Source organism: Fictibacillus sp. WQ 8-8 (genome assembly GCF_024494405.1).
Taxonomy (GTDB): Bacteria; Bacillota; Bacilli; order Bacillales; family Fictibacillaceae; genus Fictibacillus_C; species Fictibacillus_C marinisediminis.
Genome location: NZ_JAMXKG010000007.1, coordinates 129,717 through 151,853, shown reverse-complemented (window position 1 = coordinate 151,853; position 22,137 = coordinate 129,717). Strand labels below are relative to the sequence as shown.

Annotated in this window: 19 protein-coding genes and 1 pseudogene; 4 read left to right on the top strand and 16 right to left on the bottom strand. The window is 40.8% G+C overall.

Annotated features, from left to right (window positions below; translation table 11 throughout):
- Positions 1-35: 35 nt before the first annotated feature.
- The 5 genes from M1K46_RS16855 to M1K46_RS16835 form a co-directional block, all read right to left on the bottom strand.
- The gene (locus tag M1K46_RS16855; protein ID WP_256226935.1) at positions 36-1,454 is read right to left on the bottom strand and encodes a response regulator; all 1,419 of its coding nucleotides are present in this window, start codon (positions 1,452-1,454) and stop codon (positions 36-38) included.
- A complete protein-coding gene (locus tag M1K46_RS16850; RefSeq protein ID WP_256226934.1) occupies positions 1,432-2,865 on the bottom strand; it encodes a sensor histidine kinase in 1,434 nt (477 codons plus the stop codon). The genes M1K46_RS16855 and M1K46_RS16850 overlap by 23 nt, the downstream gene beginning before the upstream one ends.
- Positions 2,862-3,842: a sugar-binding protein gene (locus M1K46_RS16845; RefSeq protein WP_256226932.1), complete on the bottom strand. Its 981-nt coding sequence runs from the start codon at positions 3,840-3,842 to the stop codon at positions 2,862-2,864. Before M1K46_RS16845 ends, M1K46_RS16850 begins: the two co-directional genes overlap by 4 nt.
- Positions 3,843-4,114: 272 nt before the next feature.
- Positions 4,115-5,437, bottom strand: coding sequence for a D-serine ammonia-lyase (locus tag M1K46_RS16840; RefSeq protein ID WP_256226999.1), 1,323 nt, complete (start codon positions 5,435-5,437; stop codon positions 4,115-4,117).
- A gap of 166 nt (positions 5,438-5,603) precedes the next feature.
- Positions 5,604-7,112, bottom strand: coding sequence for a M1 family metallopeptidase (locus tag M1K46_RS16835; protein WP_256226931.1), 1,509 nt, complete (start codon positions 7,110-7,112; stop codon positions 5,604-5,606).
- A gap of 254 nt (positions 7,113-7,366) precedes the next feature.
- On the opposite strand from M1K46_RS16835, the gene cbpA reads away from it, so the two are divergent.
- A complete protein-coding gene (gene cbpA / locus M1K46_RS16830) occupies positions 7,367-8,020 on the top strand; it encodes a cyclic di-AMP binding protein CbpA (protein WP_256226928.1) in 654 nt (217 codons plus the stop codon).
- A 49-nt stretch (positions 8,021-8,069) separates the two neighbouring features.
- Here cbpA and M1K46_RS16825 read toward each other — a convergent pair.
- Positions 8,070-8,321: pseudogene (locus tag M1K46_RS16825) on the bottom strand (gamma-glutamyltransferase); the annotation flags it as partial.
- A 214-nt stretch (positions 8,322-8,535) separates the two neighbouring features.
- Here M1K46_RS16825 and M1K46_RS16820 point away from each other — a divergent pair.
- Complete coding sequence (locus M1K46_RS16820) at positions 8,536-9,252, top strand: gamma-glutamyl-gamma-aminobutyrate hydrolase family protein (protein WP_091005733.1); 717 nt, start codon at positions 8,536-8,538, stop codon at positions 9,250-9,252.
- Between the two features lie 34 nt (positions 9,253-9,286).
- On the opposite strand, the gene M1K46_RS16815 is transcribed toward M1K46_RS16820, so the two are convergent.
- Both M1K46_RS16815 and M1K46_RS16810 read right to left on the bottom strand, forming a co-directional pair.
- Positions 9,287-10,810, bottom strand: coding sequence for an FAD-dependent oxidoreductase (locus M1K46_RS16815; RefSeq protein ID WP_091005730.1), 1,524 nt, complete (start codon positions 10,808-10,810; stop codon positions 9,287-9,289).
- A 123-nt stretch (positions 10,811-10,933) separates the two neighbouring features.
- Complete coding sequence (locus M1K46_RS16810; RefSeq protein ID WP_091005727.1) at positions 10,934-11,584, bottom strand: C40 family peptidase; 651 nt, start codon at positions 11,582-11,584, stop codon at positions 10,934-10,936.
- 334 nt (positions 11,585-11,918) lie between these two features.
- Between M1K46_RS16810 and recQ the strand changes: the two genes are divergently transcribed.
- Complete coding sequence (gene recQ / locus M1K46_RS16805) at positions 11,919-14,039, top strand: DNA helicase RecQ (RefSeq protein ID WP_256226926.1); 2,121 nt, start codon at positions 11,919-11,921, stop codon at positions 14,037-14,039.
- 43 nt (positions 14,040-14,082) lie between these two features.
- Here the strand turns inward: recQ and M1K46_RS16800 are convergent, their stop codons facing one another.
- The 6 genes from M1K46_RS16800 to M1K46_RS16775 all read right to left on the bottom strand — a co-directional run bounded on the left by M1K46_RS16800 (position 14,083) and on the right by M1K46_RS16775 (position 19,028).
- Positions 14,083-14,610 (bottom strand): D-glycero-alpha-D-manno-heptose-1,7-bisphosphate 7-phosphatase, encoded by a 528-nt coding sequence (locus tag M1K46_RS16800; protein ID WP_256226925.1) that lies wholly within the window; start codon positions 14,608-14,610, stop codon positions 14,083-14,085.
- Positions 14,607-14,765: a hypothetical protein gene (locus M1K46_RS16795; protein WP_256226923.1), complete on the bottom strand. Its 159-nt coding sequence runs from the start codon at positions 14,763-14,765 to the stop codon at positions 14,607-14,609. Before M1K46_RS16795 ends, M1K46_RS16800 begins: the two co-directional genes overlap by 4 nt.
- Before the next feature lie 38 nt (positions 14,766-14,803).
- Complete coding sequence (locus tag M1K46_RS16790) at positions 14,804-15,010, bottom strand: DUF6501 family protein (protein WP_053354268.1); 207 nt, start codon at positions 15,008-15,010, stop codon at positions 14,804-14,806.
- Between the two features lie 310 nt (positions 15,011-15,320).
- Positions 15,321-16,592, bottom strand: a complete 1,272-nt coding sequence (locus M1K46_RS16785) for a dicarboxylate/amino acid:cation symporter (RefSeq protein ID WP_256226922.1) — start codon at positions 16,590-16,592, stop codon at positions 15,321-15,323.
- A 142-nt stretch (positions 16,593-16,734) separates the two neighbouring features.
- Positions 16,735-17,433 carry a response regulator gene (locus M1K46_RS16780; RefSeq protein WP_091005718.1) on the bottom strand — a complete coding sequence of 233 codons (699 nt, stop codon included), beginning with the start codon at positions 17,431-17,433 and terminating at the stop codon, positions 16,735-16,737.
- Positions 17,430-19,028: an ATP-binding protein gene (locus M1K46_RS16775; protein ID WP_256226920.1), complete on the bottom strand. Its 1,599-nt coding sequence runs from the start codon at positions 19,026-19,028 to the stop codon at positions 17,430-17,432. Before M1K46_RS16775 ends, M1K46_RS16780 begins: the two co-directional genes overlap by 4 nt.
- 100 nt (positions 19,029-19,128) lie before the next feature.
- Here M1K46_RS16775 and M1K46_RS16770 point away from each other — a divergent pair, with 100 nt between their 5' ends.
- Positions 19,129-20,199: a DctP family TRAP transporter solute-binding subunit gene (locus M1K46_RS16770; protein WP_256226918.1), complete on the top strand. Its 1,071-nt coding sequence runs from the start codon at positions 19,129-19,131 to the stop codon at positions 20,197-20,199.
- 50 nt (positions 20,200-20,249) lie between these two features.
- Here the strand turns inward: M1K46_RS16770 and M1K46_RS16765 are convergent, their stop codons facing one another.
- Together M1K46_RS16765 and M1K46_RS16760 are read right to left on the bottom strand one after the other, a co-directional pair.
- A complete protein-coding gene (locus tag M1K46_RS16765; protein ID WP_256226916.1) occupies positions 20,250-21,716 on the bottom strand; it encodes a UDP-N-acetylmuramoyl-L-alanyl-D-glutamate--2,6-diaminopimelate ligase in 1,467 nt (488 codons plus the stop codon).
- Positions 21,717-21,826: 110 nt separating this feature from the next.
- Positions 21,827-22,072, bottom strand: coding sequence for a DUF2584 domain-containing protein (locus M1K46_RS16760; protein ID WP_053358262.1), 246 nt, complete (start codon positions 22,070-22,072; stop codon positions 21,827-21,829).
- Between the last annotated feature and the right edge of the window lie 65 nt (positions 22,073-22,137).

Here is a 22,137-nt window from a genome sequence, read left to right as displayed (position 1 = left end):
ATTTTCTGTACTTTTTTATCATTATCTTCACTTTTTTATGATTTGGCGTCCTCTGCTTTTTGTCTAACATATTGTTTAGGCGAAAGCAAAAACTGCTTTTTAAACACACGGCTGAAATAATTCGGATCTTTATAACCGACCATAAAGCAAATTTGTTTCAGGCTGTACTGATTTTGGTTTAGCAGTTTCATCGCTTTCCGGAGGCGGATTTCTGTTAGAAATTCAATAAACGTAACATCTGTCTCTTCTTTAAATAGCTTAGTAAAATAAGTCGGGCTCAAGCCCGCCATTTCTGCTACCTGCTCCAAAGATACAGCTTCATGAAAGTGTTCATCGATATATTTCTTTGCCAGTTTTATCGGATCATTCGTTTCCTTGTTTTCATTGATCATCCTGCAAGCATTTCTGATTAATTCCTCCCAAGCATTTCTATTTTCAGGGTAGGACAAATCACTGACGTCTATTTCTTCCTGAACCAGTCTTTCCCTGAGTAAAATGTATAAATCCATTAATTGAATGGATGACAGTTCTTTTCCCAGCATACTTTTCGCTCCATTAGAATCGTTGCTGAAAATAGCCTCAACGATCTCATCGAGTCCAGTTTCTTTTGCAGGGTCAACTTGGGAAAAATGAGCAAAACGCCCGCTGTTTTGCTTTTTCAGAAAATGAACAGTCTTAGCGGCTTCCTCATAGGAGTGCCTGATCTCTTTTAAATCCGTATATGGTTTTCCCACTCCCATCCATAATTTTTCAAAGACTTCAGCTTGAAGCCTCTTTGCCAGCTGCAAAGAATCATTTATTGGATTGCTCTTGTGGCTCATAAAAAGCAGAACGAGCTGATTTCCATAAGGAAGAGAAATAAACGGAAATGGTGATCTTTTATTAAGCACAGAAATCACTTGCTCTAATTGAATGTTTTTTTCACATTCAATGACAGAAATAAAGGTATTCCGCATATTTGGAAATAAAACAGCTAATTGCTCTAGAACCTTATCGTTAAGCTCATATTGCAGAATCTTCAACAGAATATTTTCTAAAACAATCTCTGCTGTAGCGGAATAGCGGCTTTGCTTATCTTGCTCTTCAGAAATGGATTGGCACACTCTTTGAATCGCATGGACCGTTTCTTCTGCTGTACTGGGCTTTAACAAATACTCTCTTACCCCCTCCTTCATCGCTTCTTTTGCATATTGAAAAGATTCATAGGCAGTAACCATGATAAATTGCATGGAAGGGTTTTGTTTCTTTATGATTTGGATAGCTTCAATTCCGTTTAAACCGGGCATCTTAATATCCATCAGCATAAAATCAGGTTTGTGTTTTCTGGCCATTTCAACGGCTAATCTTCCATTGGAAGCTTCTCCTGCAATGGTCATATCAGGAAAGTGATCTTCAATTATTCTTCGTAATGCTTTCCGTTCCAGGCTTTCATCATCCGCTATGATTACTTTCAACTGAAGCCGCCTCCTTCTGGGGAAATATAAGTTTAACCGATGTACCTTTTCCAGGGGTTGAATGGATCTTTACAAGGTTTTCAGATTGATAGAAAAGCGCCATCCGTCTCATGACATTTTCCAGACCAATGCCAGTTGAATGGCCCACATGAGCCGAACCTGTCTGTTTCCATAATGCATCGGCAGGCATTCCTGCTCCATTATCCTTTACTTCTGCTATGATTGTTTCTCCTTCTGTATAGATGGCCAAGAAAATCTCTCCCCCATCCTCCATACTTTCGACACCATGGATAAAAGCATTCTCAACAATAGGTTGAAGAATCAGTCTTGGAACCAAGATGTTCGTACAATCTTCATCAATTTTAGTGTGAAACGCGATCCGGTCGGAAAACCGCGTCTGCTGAATATGAAAATACTCAATGACTACCTTTGCCTCTTCACGCAAGAGGACAGATTGATTAATATCATTCAGGCTGTATCGAAGGAGCGTGGAAACAGAATGAATGAGTTTTGACGTCTCCTCTGCCTGCTCAAAAAAGGCCATCCTTGAGATGGTATTCAATGTATTGAATAAAAAATGAGGATTGACTTGATTTTGAAGATGCTTCAGCTCCAGTTCTTTAAGCAGGGAATCGAGCTCGGACTTTTCTTCAATCTCAGAGATGTACTGACGTATGTTTTTGCGCATCAGATTGAAGGTTTCACCGAGCAGCTTCAGCTCATCGTTGGACTGGATCAGTACGGGCTTCCCATCAAGCTTTCCGGCGGAGACTTCTGATGCGGCTTTCGATAAAATTTGTACAGGTTTATTGATTCCTCTGGAGAACCATAGGGCAAAAAAGATGGCGAGAAGCACAGTCGTATTAAATAAAAACAAAGTAAACCACTTGAATGATTCATTTCTCTTTTCGAGGTCTGCATAAAAAGATTGGTAATCCGTCAGTTCAAGATCGATCAGTGACAATGTGGTGTCTTGAAGATAAGAAGACGTGTTCCTCGCTTCCTTTAAATGCAGTGAGTACTGATCGATATCATCCTGAATGGCAAATCCGATCGATAACTCGCATTCTTGTATTAAGGTTTGGACCATATGGACATAGGTTTGCAGCTGAATATTGTCAAACCCTTTCTGATCCTTTTGAAGTAATCCTGTCTTTTCGTTTAGTTTATATCGTAATTTATGAAACTCAGTAATCACTTTTTTGTTTCGTTCAACCACATACTGATTTGCTTTATCGTACAGCTGGTCAGACGTCTGTGAGATTTCGTTCAGGAGCAAAAATTGCTTAAATCGAGAATCATACTCTAACAAAAAGGATCGGCTGCTGAAAAAAATGGAGATGGAAACTACGTTAAATAGAATGACAAAGACAAAAAAATAGAGCAACAACTTGCTGCGGATCGTTTTCATCTTGAGGCCCTCCACAGCTTAGTTGGTTTCGTTTTTTTGATGATATCCGTTTTTGTAAATTGAAGCGGTTGAGGCAGCTTTCCTTTTTTCACCGACAGAAGAGTTCGGACGGCCTTTTCGCCCATCTGATAGGGATACTGTCCGACTGTTGCATTAATTTGTTCAGTCCTGATAAGGGCCATGGTTTCGGGCAAGGTATCAAAAGAAATAATGAAAGGTTTGTTCTTGCTTTGATATTGTGAAGTGACCTGGCTGATGCCAATGCCATCCAAAGCACTCGTCCCAAAAAAGGCCGTAATATCCGGATCGTTCTTGAGTAATTCATAGGTAGCTTGCAGCGCACCACTTTTTGTGATGTTCGATTCTTCAATGCCGGCGACCTGGATTCTTTTATGTTTAGCAAGAACGTCTTCAAATCCTTTTACCCGCAGCTTCTGATTGGACGCATCAAGCCGGCCGGTAACAATTCCTACTTTTTGTTTACCTTGTGTATTCTTCACCAGTTCTTCTCCTGCAAGCTTGCCGGCCCTGTAATTGTCAGAACCTACATAGACCTGGCGTTCACTGTCCGGAGCATCGGTGTCAACGGTCAGGAGTGGGATTCCTTTTTGTACAGATTTATTAACGAGGTAGTTAAACTTTTCATTGGATAATCCCTGGGTCATTATCCCATCGACCTTGCCTGCGATGGCTTTATCGATTAAGGTAAGCTGTTCTTCATTGTTTGCCTGCTTGGGCCCGAGATAGTCCAAGTGAATATGACGTTTATCTGCTTCTGTTTTTGCTCCTTTTTCTACAAGCCGCCAATATTCATTATCTATTTCCTCTGATATCAGGACAAAATGATAAAGATATTTCGGTGTTTGTGCAGCGGAGGGCTTTACCTGAAACGTTTCCCTTCCGAAAAACAGCATATAACCCGCGTTTAAAAAAAAGATGGCTATAAATATGGAAAGACCTATTTTTTTCAATCCCATAGAAACCCCTTCTGTAAGCGTTTTTATACTTATAATAATGGATTGTAAAAAAATTGAATAGACCGATTTCCGGAAGATAAAGGAAAAGCCAGCCTTTTAGCGGGCTGGCTGGTTTGTTCTTTTTGAAAATATACCTGAAATCAATAGATAGAGAACATGAAAACTTTATGAGTGACGATGACATCAAAAACGGTTGTATGGATAGGCAAGCACAAATAAAACTCTTTCAAAAAGAGGATAACCATTTCTTCCTTCCCTGTCTTTTATGAACTCTAACTTCTGCTGCCCATTTGATAGTAGTTTGCCATTACTTCATCAGGCACCATGCTGCCGCCAGTTGCCCATATGATGTGAGTTGCTTTTTCCATTTTCTCCACCAGGTGATGTTTCTTGAGATAACCGGCGCCTTCAGTGGTCTTTAAAAGTCTGGAAGGTCCAGCTGCACCGGCTAAGGCGGAGGGCTCGAGAGATTGCTTCTCAGAGTCGGAAATATGTCGAAGAAGCCTGAACAGTTCTCTGTCCGTTATCGTATAAATACCGCTTAAATACGGTTCCATGAATTTCCCGACAAAGCCGGAAGGACGGCCGACTGCCAAACCATCAGCTGCTGTATCATTGGTTAATCCAAAGTCAAATACGGATACCTCTTCATGAAGGCCTGTCATCATCCCTATAAGCATGCAGGGAGATTGTACCGGTTCAGCAAAAAAGCAGTGGACATTCTCCTTAAACAAAACTTTTAATCCGTACCCCACTCCCCCTGGACCCCCACCTACTCCGCAAGGGAGGTAGACAAATAAAGGATGATCTTGGTCAACAGGAATTCCTTGTTCTTCGAGCTGTTTTTTTAATCTCAAGGCAGCTACAGAGTAACCTAAGAAAAGAGTAGTGGAATTCTCGTCATCAATAAAATAACACCTCTCGTCGAGTTCGGCCTGTTTCCTTCCCTCCTCAACGGCTAAGCTGTAATCCGCATGATATTCGATGACTTCGACTCCCTTGCTTCTTAAAAGGTTTTTCTTCCATTCTTGTGCATCACTCGACATGTGGACGGTTACGTTGAAACCTAATTTCGCACTCATTATTCCTATGCTCATCCCTAAATTTCCGGTAGAGCCTACAGCAATGGAATATTGGGAAAAGAACTGTGTAAACGGTTCTTCCGCAAACTTTGCATAGTTCTCGTCCCTCGTTATCAACTGATTTTGAAGAGCCAATTCTTCAGCATGCTTCAATACTTCGTAGATGCCGCCTCTCGCTTTGATCGAACCTGATATAGGAAGATGGCTGTCGCATTTTAAAAGCCATTTGCCCGGATGACTCAAATCTTCTATATCTGTTATTGCCATTTTAAAATCAGGTATTTCCAGCAATGGGGATTCAATAATCCCGTTTGTTGGCCGCGTTTCAGGAAAAGCCACTGATAGATATTGAGCGAACCGATGAAGCCTCTCTTCAGCTTCCTTAATATCTGTTAAAGTGAGCGCTTCAGTTTCCGGTCTATGCTCTGGGGTATATCCTGGATTACTCCAAAACACTTCTTCCCCGTCAGAGGCTTTACTCAATAAAGGGTATTTATTTAAGTAATGCTGCATCGTTTCTTTTTTAAGCGGTTTCCTAGTTTCCACAATATCAACTCCCTGTTTAACATCTCCCTCCAATTATAACACGGCCAATTTCATTGTTTTAGAGCTTTCAGTAGATAGGAATTATAAAAAAGGCCGGCTCAATACAGAGCCGGCTAGTTGCAATGAGGTTACTCTATTCTTGATCTGAAATATAAACACGGTGATCTTTAAAGAACTCTCCAAGATCTTTCCCGGTTTCTCTTTCCATGATGGTGACGAAATCTTTTGTCGTCGTCACGTCAAACTTCTTCTCTTTAAAGTAGGCTTTCATTGCAGAGTAGAATGCTTTGTCCCCTACTTTTAGACGGAGATCATTAAGTGTGCGGGAACCGTAGCCATAGATCATTTGATAGTAAGCGTTAATCCCTGAATCTCCGTCCGCTGTAAATGTTGAGACTGGAGAAGAAAGATGGTAATTCTTATTTGGTACGGCTGGTGTGGTCAGCTGATTTAACTCATTGTCATATAAAGCTGCCGAAAATGTTGCAAAGGATTCATCCAGCCAAGGCTCATCATATTCGTTATCCCCAATAATTCCGTAAAACCATTGATGGCCGATCTCATGTGCAGTCACGGATTTTACCCATTCTTGAGAACGTTGCCCTGCGATACTGATCATAACGAGCTGAGGGTATTCCATTCCGCCGAACCAGCCTTCCATTCCGACAATATCAAGCTCAGGCCATGGATAAGTCCCAAAATGATCACTGAACAGATCGATGCTCTTCAGTCCGGATTGCAGCATTGAATCGGCATAGGCTGCTTGTTCAGCTGTATAGTAGACATTGATTTTTACGTTGTTGACCATCCCTTTTTTGATCTTGTAGGTAGGATCCATCTCCATGGCAAAATCTCTGACATCATGGGCTTTGTAGCGGTGTACAGCAAGGTTACCGATGTTTTGCGGTTTTCCAACTTCCGTTCCAGAGGCTGCAATGACTTGTTTTTTGTCAGTTGTCACGGTTACATCATAATCCCCTGTTAAAGAATAAAAGGATTCACCGGCATGGAAATAGGGATCCACATTCCAGCCTTCTTTGTCATAGACTGCAAGAATCGGAAACCAGTTTCCTAGTGATACAGTATTTTTGAACCAACCGAAGCGGTCCTGCTGTTCTGGAACCTTTACAGTAAAGTTCATGCTGACAGAAGCTGATTTATCTTTTTTTATTTTTACAGAAGGGATATGCAGCGCAGTTCCATCAACGTTGTATACCGCACGTTTTCCATCCACTTTCACATTGCTGACGTCCATGCTGCCTCCATTTTCCGCAAACATGTCCGCGTTGCCCCAAAGATTGAAATAAAGTTCATTTAAGTTTTTCTTCAAGTTGTTTTTAAACTTTACAGAGAGCTTTCCTGAAATTTGGTGCTTCGAAGTGTCATAGAACACATTCATCTTGTAGCTAGGTTTTGAAGGACCCATCACATTTAATCTGCTTCCTTGTTTCGCAAGGTACTGAAAAGGAGCTTTTGGCATCTGACTGTATTTTTGGATGGGATGATAGCCGCCTTTCATCACATGCGGCGGAGAAACGATTCCTTTCCCTTGAGCAGCTGCTGCAGCGGACCCTGTAAATAAACTTGCTGCAAGCAAGGCAGCTGTTGTCATCGTTACGGCTTTTTTTGCTGGTTTTTTCATGATACATCCTCCTTTGGTTAACTGCCTTACCTATTTCTGGATGCCAAAGTGTGACTCCTTGCAACAAAAGGACGAATCATTCGACACACCAAAGGAGAATAAAGGTAATATTATCCTGGGTCATTTGGACGAATTTGTAAAAATAGCAATTTTTTGAAAATATTTTCGGGATATCAAACGATAGAAAAAGGGAATGGTGCAAATAATGACGAAACTAGTAAGGATAAACGCATTCTATCCATAGGGGGTCAAAAATGAAGATTAAATCAAATTACATACCAAAAACGAAAGTAACATACGTCACAGAGAATACATCGATCAGCGAGAGCAGAAGACAGCTCATTCAGTCAGGATACCGTTGTATTCCCGTTCTTGATGAAAAAGAGGAAAAGTTTCGGGGGCTGATCTATAAAGAAACAACGTCCGATTATATCATTGATGAAGCCGGTTCTACATCCGATCCAGTGAGCAAGCTGATTCAGGATGAGGAAAGCTATGTGTATGAGGATACGCCATATTTTAAAGTTTTGTTTTCTATCCGGCGCCTTCCTTTCATGGCTGTTATTGATCAAAACGGCTTTTTTCAGGGAATCGTCACCCATTCAAAGGTGATGGATATTCTTGAAGATTCCTATGGCATAAAAAAAGGCGGATATTCGCTCACTGTCTCCACTACAGAAGGGAAAGGATCATTGAAAAAGCTGTTTTCTTCTATAAATGATGAATATAATATTGAAGGAGTCTTCACACAGGATGCGGGCAAGCAATTCGTGCGCCGGATCGTTATTACTCTTAACCGCTCTGTATCAAAAGAAGAAGTGGAACAGCTGATTCATAAGATTGAACACAGCGGGTTTAAAGTAGCAGAAATAGAAGATTTAAGAGAGTTTGAGAATGCAATTCCATAAGCAAGACGATAAGAAAGACGCATGATATCAATCATGCGTCTTTTATCTGCTACGGGTGATGGATAAGGAGTATACCGATTGCAGCTCCGTTTCTGCTGGAGTCCTCAATAAAAATACTTTGAACATTGCCGATTTCATCCCCTGCTGCGCCAAATTTATGACCTATTTGATTGAGCTTCGCAATAGCCGCCTCAGGAATCCCTTTTTCCTTCATATAATTGCTTGTATTGTTGGTATATATTCTTGGCTCCTCAACTGCTGCCTTCAGTTCCATATCGTACCCGAGTGAATGAAGGATGGATCAACTGCAAGGCTCGGCTCCATAACAAGAAAAAAACTGAGGACGAGACTGATCGTAACCGATGCTTTCTTTTCCATAGACTTCCTCCTTTTATTTTGTTTGAATATTAAGAAAATTAATCCTAATAATTTACCGTGCCTTCTTATTTGTAAACGTAATCATCAAATGGGGCATACTGGAAAGAAACAGAAAATGCCTGAAAGGATTTAATGCTATGAAAAAAGTCTCGCCTATGATCATGATTACAGTTTCAAGTGCTGAACATAATGGAAACCAGAGCTCTATTTTACACCGTAAATACAGTGACGCAATTATCCAAGCGGGGGGTCTTCCCGTCTTGCTTCCATCTGTAAACCAGGGGTTAACAGAACAAATGATTTTGAAGTGTGATGGGATTGTACTGCCTGGAGGAGATGATGTAGATCCTTTCTTCTATCAGCAGCATCCAACGCCGGAGCTTGGCAGCGTAAACAGGACGCAGGATGAATTTGAAATCCAAGCTGTAAGGTTAGCTGAACAGAATAAAAAGCCGCTCTTAGGCATATGCCGCGGAATGAACATTATCAATGTTGCGTTAGGAGGAACACTGATTCAACACATTCCTGCTGAAACTGAACAGCCGGTTAAACATAAGCAACAGGCACCAAGAAATATTCCCACCCATGAGGTTTCGATCAAGAAGAGTTCGTTCCTTCACGAACTTGCAGGAACTCCTACGCTTCAAGTGAACAGCTTCCATCATCAATCCGTAAAATCTGCAGCTCCGCCTCTTCTACCCTGTGCATTTGCACCGGATGGAATCGTGGAAGCCATTGAAAGCAGAAACAAAGACCATTTTATCCTGGGTGTTCAGTGGCATCCAGAAGAGCTGACAGCTTCCCCTGGAATGATGAGCATATTTCAAGCTTTAATTGCCGCAGCAAAAAAGTGACTCCCGAAAAAAAGGGAGCCACTTTTTATTTTGTCTATTGATCCAGCTTTTCCAGCGGTTCGGTCGCCGGGCCTTCCAGTACCTCACCCTCAAACGAGAAGCGCGATCCATGGCACGGGCAGTCCCACGAGCGTTCGGCATTGTTCCATTCCACCTCGCATCCGAGATGTGTGCAGGTGGTATCGAGTACATAGAGCTTTCCCTCTTTATCTTTGTACGCTCCTGCTCTTTTGCCATTGTACGTAACTGCTGCCCCTTCATCCGGTGATAGATCTCCTGGAGTTTTATCCGGCATCTCCAGCTTGCCTTCGATCAGGTGCTTGGCAACATCAGCATTTTCTACAACCAATGTTTTCAGGCTTGGATCAGCCTTGAACCTTGATGGTGAAAAGACGTCGGCATACGGATTCTTCTTTTCTAAAATCAGATCTTTTATGAGCAAACCTGCCGCCGTTCCATTCGTCATTCCCCACTTGCGATATCCTGTGGCAACCAGGATATTTTCATGGGGGGCAGTAATCGGACCGATGTAAGGAATTTTATCTAATGTAATTAAGTCCTGTGCAGACCAGCGATAAGGGATGTCGGATATACCTATCACCTTTTCACTGAATGCTTCCAAGGCTTCATAGTGCTTGCTTGTGCACATTCCTTGTCCTGTTTGATGGCTTTCACCGCCAACGATGATTAATTTCTCACCATTGTAATTCGTGTATCTTAAAGAACGGGTCGGACTGTCCGCACTTAAATACATCCCGCCTGGATAATCTCTTTCCGTCGTAACACCAATCGCATATGAACGTTCAGCGTGCATCCTTGCAAAATAAAACCCGGCTCCATCGAAAAAAGGAAAGTGAGAAGCAATTACAGCATGTCTGCAGGTAATTTTATAACCGTCTTTTGTTACGGCTCGAGGGCGATTTCCAGTTTCAACATCAACTGCGGTGGTATTTTCAAAGATTTTGCCGCCGTTCTTTGTAATCTCCTGTATGAGTGCGGAAAGATACTTAACCGGATGAAATTGTGCCTGTTTTTTCATCGAAACGGCTCCTCGCACAGCCAGATCCAACGCGATGCTCTCAGAGTATTCACTGCTGATGTTCAGCTTTTGGTAGGCATCATATTCCTTTTGAACCTGTTTAAGATAGGTTTCCGATTCTGCATAGATGATGGCGTCTTCTTCGGAAAAATCGCAGTCAATCTGATGGTCCTGGATCATGGACCTGATAAAATTCAGAGCACCGTTGTTTGCTTCATAATAGAGCTTCGTTTGTTCTACTCCAAAATGCTGAATTAACTCATCATAGATTATACCATGCTGGCTCGTTATTTTTGCGGTTGTATGGCCGGTTGTCCCATTTAATATTTTACTTCCATCCAGTAGGATTACGCTCAGCCCTTCTTTCGACAGAAGATAAGCAGTTGTGATTCCTGTAATTCCTCCTCCTATAACCACTGCATCTGCTTCTAAATCGGTTGATAAAGTTTCATATCCCTGTACTTGGCAGGATTCTTTCCAGTAGGATTCTGAAAAATCGGGCAGTTTACTCTTTTTCATGATTAAAAAGATCCCTCCTCGTTTCTTCCTATATTTCCCTCTTTTTCTATTTTCATGTGGATTTTGATTAATTATATAAATAAAAAAAGCCAAAACAACAGTAACGCTGTTCTGGCTTTTCCCTTATATTTGTTTTGCCCCTAAATACCGGGGTGCCCAATATGTATTACTCATGGAAGCTATGCTGACTCCGTTTGAGGAAGTAGCGGAAATAAACTGGTTGTTTCCGATATAGATACCGACATGTGAAGCACCGGTCTGATAGGTTTCAAAGAAAACCAAATCTCCGGCGCTTAGAGTAGTAACCTTTGTACCTTCTTTATAAATATCTGCAACCGTTCTTGGCAGTGTGATTCCCGCCGATTTTTTAAATACATAGTCGATATATCCACTGCAGTCAAAGCCTGAAGGTGTCGCACCACCCCACACATAAGGGACACCTAAGTAAGTTTTAGCAGTGGAAACAAGTTGAGTTTTGCTATAGGACGGATAGATTCCCAATGCCTTAAAGGTGGCCGGCCCTGCAACTCCGTCAGCAGTAAGTCCTTTTGATTTTTGAAAGCTTTTCACAGCATTCACTGTATATGTACCAAAATAGGTTGTAGTCGTGCTGTACGTAAAGTAACCTTTCGTTTTTAACGTTTGCTGCAAATCTTTTACTTCTGTATGAGTCATTCCGTATTTTAACGTATGATCTCCCAGTGCTGCCTGTCCCACTAAAGGATTTGCAGTTAAAATGCCTGCAATTCCCAACCCCATAAGTAATCTTTTCAAGTTGCTCTTTCCCCCTAAAATTTTCTTGCGATACCAATAAATTAATAATATAAAATATTTATAACAAAAGTATTTTAGGGAGATTACAATAATATTACAAAATACTATTTTATTCATCTATTTCTAACAAAAAACTACATTTAATAATTTATCCATTAGTGGAAAGTAATTGATATCGTTATTTTAGAAAGCATAGAGTAGAACCCTGTTTTTCTTTTGTTATTTACAGCAGGTTTTTCAGGATTGATGTATAATTAAGCATTGTTCCGTTTTATTTAGTACCTTTGTAAAATTCTTTTTTTCTATTCTTTCTTTTGTTCAGGAAGGAGATTGTATGTTTAATTTAGCTCAACAAATTTTAGAAAGACATTTTGGCTATTCTTCATTTCGGCCAGGACAAGAACAAGTGATCAAGAGCATCTTCCAGCATAAGAATACATTGGGGATCATGCCTACAGGGGGAGGAAAGTCCATCTGCTATCAGGTTCCTGCTATGCTGCTCAATGGAGTGACCCTGGTTATCTCTCCCCTTATTTCGTTGATGAAGGATCAGGTCGATTCCCTTGAGAATGCTGGAATTCCTTCTACATATATTAATAGTTCACTATCTGACGAAGACATTCAGGACAGGATACAACAAGCGGCAAACGGTGCCTATCAGTTGATTTATGTTGCGCCTGAACGGCTGGAGTCCATGGCGTTCAGACGTCTCATAGGAAAAATGAATATATCCATGATCGCCATCGATGAGGCTCATTGTATTTCTCAATGGGGACATGACTTCCGTCCAAGTTATTTGCGTATCAAAGATATGCTGGCTTCACTTCATCCGCGGCCTGTTATCGTCGCCTTGACGGCTACAGCCACCAAGGAAGTAACAAAAGATATCTGCCGGCTGTTAGACATTCAGCTAGAAAACACTTTTGTTACGGGTTTTGCTCGGAATAATTTAACGTTTTCTATTATTAAAGATGAAGTTAAACGTGAATATCTGCTTCGATATGTAAAGAAAAACAGTTCAAATTCTGGAATTATATATGCTTCGACTAGAAATGAAGTCGATCAGCTTCATAGTTTTTTAAAGAAAAATGGTTTTACTGTTTCAAAATATCATGCCGGTCTATCCGAAGAGGAAAGACGGGAATCACAAAATCAATTTATTTTTGATGATACGGCAATCATGGTAGCTACAAATGCTTTTGGAATGGGGATTAATAAAACGAATGTCCGCTATGTCATTCATTACAATCTTCCCCGCAATCTTGAAGCCTATTATCAGGAAGCGGGGCGTGCGGGCAGAGACGGCGAACCAAGTGAGTGTATTCTATTCTTCTCCGCACGGGATGTCCAGCTTCAGAAATTTTTAATTGAACAAGGAACCATGGATGAAGCAAGGAAAGGAAATGAATACAAAAAGCTTCAGTTTATGACAGACTATTGCCATACTGAACAATGCCTGCAGCGTTTTATTGTCGAGTACTTTGGAGATGAGGAATCAGCTGATTGCGGGAAATGCGGAAATTGTACCGACCAGCGTGAGCAAACGGACATTACCACTCAAGCGCAAATGGTTTTCTCCTGTGTGAAACGCATGAATCAGCGGTTTGGAAAAACAGCAGTCGCACAAGTGCTGAACGGATCGAAAACAAAGCGAATCCAAGAGCTGGGGCTTACCTCTCTAACGACGTATGGATTAATGAAAAACCGGCCTCAAAAAGAAATTATGCAGCTTATTGATTATTTGACAGCGGAAGGCCTCCTTCAGTTATCCGATAGCCAGTACCCTGTCCTTATGCTGGCACCCAGAGCACTGTTTGTGTTAAAGGGAGAAGAAAAGGTTTATCGAAAAGAGAAACGAAAATCGATTACCAGCTTTACTGAAAATAACGAGCTCTTTGAACATCTGAGGAACTTGCGTAAGGAACTGGCAGATCAGGAAAACGTACCTCCATATGTCGTTTTTGCGGATAGTGCCCTAAAGGAAATGAGCGAAAAAGTTCCTGGTAATGAAGATGAAATGCTGGAGATTAAAGGCGTCGGAAAAGTGAAATTTGACCGTTATGGCCAGATTTTCCTGGACACACTTAAGGAATTCACTACTTCAGCTACTGCTGCAGCGGAAATGGAGAGTTCATCAGATTCTCCAAAAAAGGACAGCCATTTGGATACTTACGCACTCTTTAAAGAAAACCAGCCTATTACTGATATCGCCAAAACGCGGAATCTTTCGGTGCAAACAGTAGAAAACCATCTTCTCCGTTGTGCAGAGGAAGGAATACCGCTAAACTGGGAAAGAATTATCCCGGCTGAGCAAGAAGCTATGGTCTTAAACGCTATTGATCATCTTGGAAGTGAAAAGTTGAAACCATTGAAGGAAGAACTCGGGGAAGAAGTTTCCTATTTTACAATAAAAGCGGTCATTCAAAAAAATAAAAGACAGCTGGTTCATAAGTAGATATCTGTGTAAAAGTAATGAACGCTCTAGAAATGAGCGTTCTTTACTTTTTTTCACGAGATCGGATATGATCGGCTGCTTCTAGCAGATGGATTGCCAAGAAATCAGCTTTTCCTATTTCCCTGCCAATTTTTATAGTGGTGACACCGGCTTTCCTTCCTGCTTCAATATCTGTTTCACGATCCCCGATCATATAACTCTTAGTGAGATCAATATCGTACCGGTCTGCCAGGTCCAATATCATTCCAGGGCTTGGTTTTCTGCAGGAGCATCCTTCATTCGGCTTGTGGCAGCAATAAGCGATATCTTTTATCACACCACCTGCATTTTCCACTTCTAAAACCATTTTATCGTGAATTTTCTTTAGCGTTTTTTCCTGGAGGAATCCAAGCCCAACTCCCCCTTGATTCGTTACAACAAATAAATGAAACCCCATTTCGGTCAGTTCTCTTAATCCTTCAAGAGCGCCCTTCAGAAAATAAAAGTTGCTGGGATGATTAACATGTTTGACTCTTGACGACATAACTTCATTAATCACACCGTCCCTGTCAATAAATACAGCTTTAGTCATTCCTGTCGATCCTTTCTTTTTACAGTAATTGGCTCATTTGTTACAGTTGGACTGTTTATTTGAATAGGTATTGCATTGCCTATTGTCATTATAGCCGAAGCAGCAAGCATCCAAATCATATGGGAGGGCACTTTGCTTCCCTTCTTCTCATCCATGTTCATTCTCCAAACAAAAAAACAACAAGCCTATAGGCTTATTGTTTTTCTTGAAAGTACTCTTTATAAAATCCTGCGACTCTGCCCGAGTTATCAACTACAAAATAGAATTCTTCTGTTTCATTCTTTACTTCGTACGTTTTTCCCTCGGTCAGCACTCGGTCTACCATATACTTTGCTGCATTTGTATGGATACATGTAACCGTTTTGATCGTTGCTTTGTCTTCCCATGATTGGTGGATCATCATTCAGCCTCCTACTTTTGTGTACCTTTTTATTTTAAAGGAATCTCTTGTTTTTTAAAAGAACAAAAGAAAAGCCTGATTCCTCTTTGTTCTCTCAGGTGTTTATGCCGCTCAGGATTTAAGCGGTGCTGCCTCATATTAAAAATGGGCTCCAGATGGATCTGTTAGTCCGGTCCCTTCAATCAGATCTGGCACAGCGGACAATTAACAACCGGTTTAATACCATTAAACTGGTTTCCCGTCTCTTAAAGCCTATCGATCTGTTAAAGTGAACAGACTCATCAAAAAAAGCGCCAAGGAGGCGCTTTTTTTATGCTGTTCTTCCCTGGGACTTAAGTTCAAGAAAGGCTTCTTCACTTTTTTTCTCATCAAATTCATTCTCGCTCTTTGATACAACGATAGTTGCGATCCCGTTTCCGATCAAATTGATGATCGCCCGGGCTTCACTCATGAAGCGGTCAACCCCAAGCAGTAAAGCCAGTCCTTCTACAGGGATAACCTGCATGGCTGAAAGTGTTGAGGCAAGTACGATAAAACCGCCGCCTGTAACAGCCGCTGCACCTTTTGACGTTAACATAAGGATGGCAATGATGGTAATTTGCTGTGTAAGGCTTAAGTCGATATTAAAAACTTGAGCCAGGAATACGACGGCCATCGAAAGATAGATGGAAGTACCGTCCAGATTAAAAGAGTAGCCTGTAGGGATCACCAGTCCGACTACTGACTTGGAACAGCCGAAACGCTCCATCTTGTTCATCATCCTGGGAAGGACAGATTCGGAGGAACTCGTTCCAAGTACAATTAGAATTTCATCCTTAATGTACTTTAAGTATTTCCATAAACTGAAACCATACATTTTACAGATGATGTTCAACACGATGACTACGAATAAGATCATCGTCATATAGACGGAAATCATAAGCTTTCCTAAAGGCAGCAATGATGAAAGTCCGAAGTTTCCAATGGTGAAAGCCATCGCTCCAAAGGCCCCTAACGGCGCAGCTTTCATGATATAACCGACGACATTAAAAAAGATCTGTAAAAGCTTATCAAAAAAATCAATTACTGGTTTCCCTTTTTCTCCCAGAGCCGTTAATCCGACTCCAAACAAGATAGAGAAAAAGAGGACTTGAAGGATATCACCCTTCGCGAACGCGTCGACCATATTCTGGGGTACAATATGGGTAACGAAATCTACCCAGTTGATTCCTCCTTCTGCACCGCCGGAAGTAAATTGAGAAACATCTCCTTTTTGCAGCTTGTCAAAGTCTAGCCCCGCTCCGGGTTTAATGACATTGACAACGATTAAACCAATGATCAGAGCAAATGTAGTGACGACTTCAAAATAAATAAAGGCTTTACCGCCGACTTTACCTACTTTTTTCATATCCCCCATTTTGGAGATACCTAGAACAATGGTGAGAAAAATAATAGGTGCAATGACCATTTTTACACCGTTAATGAACGTATCACCCAATGGCTTCATGTTCTTTCCGGCTTCAGGCCATAGCAGCCCCAAAGTGATACCGAGAATAATAGCAATAATGACTTGGAAGGTTAAATTCTTAAACAGGGGTTTCATGTTCTTCCTCCTTTATTAGCTAATAACATACTGAAAGCGTTATCATCCATGAAATTGATGATAACGCTTTCTGAAAATTTAGTGAATATTTAGGTTATATTGTCCTTTTTGGTCTTTTTGGTCTTTCATTAGCCAGATAACCTTAGAAGTTCCTCATGAGATATCGATTAACCGGTCTCCCCACCCCTCCATACTGCATATCCAGTATGATTTCTCCTCTTTTTTCTAAATACTCAAGATATCTTCTGGCTGTCACACGGGCAATCCCGACCCCTTCAGCTACTTCTTCGGAAGATTTACCATACGATTGCTCTTGTAGATAGGTGATGATCTGTTTCAGGGTGAGTTGATTCAACCCTTTAGGAATCCCTTTTTGTTCTTGATTTTGATGTTCATTATGTATACCTGATAATACAGTATCCACTTCTTTTTGAGACATTTCACCGTCCGGACAAAATTGTGTGTAATAGTCTTTATATCTTTCCAAAGCTTGCTTAATTCTATCAAACTTAAACGGTTTGATGATATAATCCATCGCACCCTGTTGAAGCATCGTCTGTATCGTGTCCCTATCCTTGGCTGCAGATATAATAATAACATCTACTTTCTCTTTATTTTTCCGTATCTGATAAAGTGTTTCGAGACCGTCTTGTTTGGGCATGAAGATATCAAGAATGACAAGGTCCGGCTGTAGTTCCTGAATTTTTTTTACACCCTCCACTCCGTTAGCAGCACTGCCGGTCACTTCAAAACCGCTGACTTTTTCAATAAATGCTTTATTGACTTCCTGCACCATCGGATCGTCTTCGATTAAAACAACAGAAATCTTTTTTCTTTTCATGACTGTCTCCTCCCGTTCATTGGGAACGTGATGTAAAAACTCGTCCCTCCATTTGGATAGGAAGATAGGTTAATGTCCCCTTTTCCCTTATCTATAATCTCTTTAACTAAAAATAAACCAAGTCCCAGTCCTTTTTCACCTTTCGTAGTGACTCCTTTGTCAAAAATATAAGGCATCAGGTGTTCAGGGATTCCTGGGCCATTGTCTTCGACTAAGACAGCACAAATTTCATTGTCTTGTTCAATACTGATATCAATTTGTTGTTCAGGAGTATTTGAGTCATTTAAGGCATGAATGGAATTTTCTATGAGATTCCCGAGGATCATTACAAAATCGTGTTCATTGAGCAGGTAAGGAAGTTCTTCCAAATGGCTCTGGCTGTCGATCGAGACGTCGATTTTCAATTCTTTTCCCCTGCTCACTTTGCTTAAGAGAAGACCTGCAATACTGTCGTTTTTAATATTTTTTGTAACGAATCTCGTCAGATTCTCCTGTTGCTCCGATATATCAAAAACATACTGAAGCGCTCGTTCACGCTTTTCCAGCTGGATGAGTCCGGCTATCGTATGAAGCTTGTTCAAATGCTCGTGATTTTGAATACGGAGTGCCTCTACGAATGCCTTTACCCCCGTTAGTTCTTCCGCCATTTTTGCAACCTCTGTCCGGTCCTGAAAGATCGCTACAGCTCCGATGACGGAATGATTGACTTTTATCGGAATTCGATTGCTCATAATGATTTTGCCGCTCACATTAATCTCTTGGTTGTACACGGGTTTTCCAAACTCAATAATTTCAGGAAGCCTGGTATCCGGGATCACCTCGCGTATCGGTTTGCCGATCAGACTCCCTTCCACTCGAAATATCGATTTTGCTTTTTCATTGAATATGGTGATGTTCTCTTTTACATCTACAGCAATTACTCCTTCATGCATAGCATGAAAAGCGGCTGTACTTTCTTCATACATGCGCACAATTTCATGCGGCTCAAGCTCAAACATCTGCTGTTTAATGTGCCTTGCCAGCATCCAGGAACCAAGCAGGCCGAAGAACAGGGTTAATATTATTATAAGAGCGGCCTGTGCTTTCAAGCTTTGCAGGATTTCAAGATAACCCGGAAGTATGTTTCCAACGATAATGACACCAACTTGTTCAAGCTGTTCATTTTTAACAGGCATAAAAGCACGTACAGCAACTCCCAGCTCTCCTTTTGCTTTTGATATGTAGGTATGGTCTGCAAACGCCGGTTCTTCATCTTTGCCTTCTGATCTTGTTCCAATAAGTCTATATACAGGATGAGAGTATCTGACATGATTCATGTTTAAAACGACGATGTAATCTGTACTATTTATCACTCTTATTTTTTCCACAATGGGATTGATGACCGCAGCTCCATCTTTCTTTTGGATCTTCTTCTGTACTTCAGGAAGCTGAGCCACTGTCCGGGCAGTAATCATTGCACGTTTGCCAAGTTCCTCTTCCCTCATATCGACAATTTTACCTATTATGATAATGCCTCCGATCAAAAGGGAAAAAAGAACAATTCCGAACGATAAAATGATGATTTTCCAGCGGATGGGTAATCTTAAAAATTTCATATGGCCAAGCCATTCCTTCCAGTGAATTCTGTGTAATATTGTAACATGGTTTTTAAGTTATGCTAGACTTAATAGAAAAAGAGTACAAAAGAGGCTGAACATGAAGCAAATCATCGGAATTTTAATTTTTCTCGTCACAGGCTTATTGCTTTCTTTTTATATAGGGTTTCATTTTAATAGCAAAGAACAAGACCTGGCTTTTGATGATGAACAATCTGGCATTCGAAAACAGATTGTGATCAAATTCAGCCATGTGGTTGCAGAGAACACACCTAAAGGATTGGCGGCGCAAAAATTTGCTGATCTGGTGGATCAAAAATCCAATCACAGAGTGAAGGTGGAGGTATTTCCTAACGGCAGTCTGTATTCCGATAAAGAGGAATTGGAGGCATTGAAGGACGGCAGGGTACAAATGATAGCCCCTGCTACATCAAAACTGGGAGGTGTTTCATCAAAATGGCAGGTTCTTGATTTGCCGTTTGCTTTTCCTACAGAAACAGCGATCAATGATGGGCTGAACGGAGACATAGGGAAATCATTGCTTGGATCTCTTTACAGCCAAAAAATAAAAGGCCTTGGTTTTTGGGTGAACGGTTTAAAGCAAATCACCAATAAAAGCCATGCGGTTATTCAACCAAATGATTTTAAGGGTGAAAAGTTCCGTATTATGTCCAGCAATGTACTGAAAAAACAGTTTGAGCTTCTTGGCGGCCAGAGTAAACCGATGGATTTTAATGAAACCTATAGAAATTTGGAATCCGGTAATGTTAGTGGGGAAGAAAATACGATCTCTAACATCTATTCAAAAAAATACTACCGAGTTCAAGATTACATGACGATCAGCAACCATGGATTTTTAGGGTATGCCATATTAATGAATGAGGATTATTGGCACAGCCTTCCTGCAAAGGTCAGGCTGATCATACAAGATTCCATAAATGAAACGGTCAAGTGGAACCAGGACCACTATCAATCCATGAATAAAGAGCAGCTGAATCTGATAAAAAAAGAATCAAATATTCAAATCCACGAACTGACATCAAAGGAAAAAATAGAATGGATTGAAAAGTTGAATCCTATCTATAAACAATATGAACCAATAGCAGGTAGAAAATTGATCTCCGAAATAAGAAACATCCAAAGAAAATATGAAAAACAATTATTCCGATAGTATGAGCGGTTGAACATAAATAAAAAACGCCCCTGATGTTCAGAGGCGTTTTAACTGGTAACCATATCTTTTGACGTTTTCAAGAATTGAATGGTCTGTATATCTGTGGAAGCTGGCAATTTAAAGGATTGTTTGTAGGTTTCCTGACCTTTACCTGTAATGAAAACCCAGTCGCCGTTTTCAGCTTTTTCCCAGGCGTGCTGAATCGCCTTTGTTCTGTCAGGTATGATCTCGGCACTTCCGTCCGCAAAATCTTCGTTCAATTCTTGCAGTTCTTCCACCATCCGGTCTGAGGGAACACCATTTAGATCATCAAAAGTTAAAATCAATTGTGAGCAGACATCTGAACAAAGCGCAACAATATCTCTTCTCTTGGAAAGATCCCTTTTGCCTCTAAACCCAAGAATATGAATGATCCGTTCGGCATTTTCACGTTCGGCCGTCTGGTAACAGTATTCAATGGCGTCTTCCGTATGGGCATAATCAACAATGAAGGTCGCTCCCGCAGGATGGCTGAATGTTTCAAAACGTCCTGGCACTCCATTAAACGACGATAGGTAGGAGGCAGCTTTCTTTAAAGAAATTCCCATTTTTTGAACAGTTAACAGCGCCCCTAGAGTGTTCCATACATTATGCATACCAGGCAAAGGAATCTGGAGAAAATCTGTTGTATCACCCAGTCTGACTTTAATGGTTGGAAAATACTCAGTACATACGTTCAAGAGCTGCATCTCGTCCTCGCTCTGTTTGCCGAATGTAAGCACATTATGCCCTGATTCGGACAACCTTTTCTGCAGCTTCTTTCCCCATTCATTATGTGAAGCAATAATTGCTGTTCCTTGGCTCTTCATTCGTTTGAACAGTCGAGCTTTCACATTAAAATAAGCTTCCAGGCTTTCGTGATAATCAAGATGATCATTTCCCAAATTTGTGAAAAGAGTATAATCAAATAATATTCCTTCCACCCGCTGCTGCTCAATTCCGTGTGAAGAAACTTCCATAATGACGACTTCGTCACGGCTTTCTGCAAGAAGTGACTGTAATTCAAGAGGATCTGGAGTGGTATTTTTGGACTGTATGGCCTGATTATTTATCATGTTGTTTACTGTGCCGATCATTGAGCATGTCATGCCTGACTGTTCAATGATATGTTTTAATAAATAAGCTGTTGTCGTCTTTCCGTTCGTTCCAGTTATTCCGATCATTATATGGTTTTTAGATGGGTGGCCATAAAAGTTGCTTGCCAGCCTCGCCAATGCCTTCCTTGAGTCGGAGGTCTGATAATAAGGGACGTTTAACCCATATACATTTTGTTCTCCGACCACCGCGGCTGCCCCATTGGCAATCGCTTGATTAATATAGCGATGCCCATCAGCGCTAAACCCGTTAATAGCTACAAATAAATCCCCCGGCCTGATTTTGCGGGAATTGAATTGAATCCCTTGAATCAGCATTGATGGGTCATGGCTTTCAGGTTGTGCAAATTTAATCCCTTTTAATAGTTCGTCCATTAACATGACTGCGTGCGCCCCTTTTTCAACTAAATTGAGCTGTACACATATCATTTCGCTGGACAATGCTGTTTATCGTACTTCGTTTCGACAAATTTCGATAATAATGTGTGGAATTAATTTACAGTATTTAGATCGATTAATTCATATGTGATTTCTGTATCTCCGTCTTTCCATTTTAGTTCACAAATTTTAGCGATAGCCACAGGCTTTGATTCCTTTGTTTTTCGAATCTCCAGGGGGATATCGATAGGATATAGCCGATAGCCTTCTTTAATTAGCTTATAAAAATTGGACGACTCCAAACGGATTTCTTTGTTCTTTGTAACAATCATAGTATTCAATTCTAATGGCATCCCCATTTTCTCAGCCCTTTCTTTTCTCAATTAGTCTTTCTACTCTTTATTTTAAAGGGAAATATCCCATT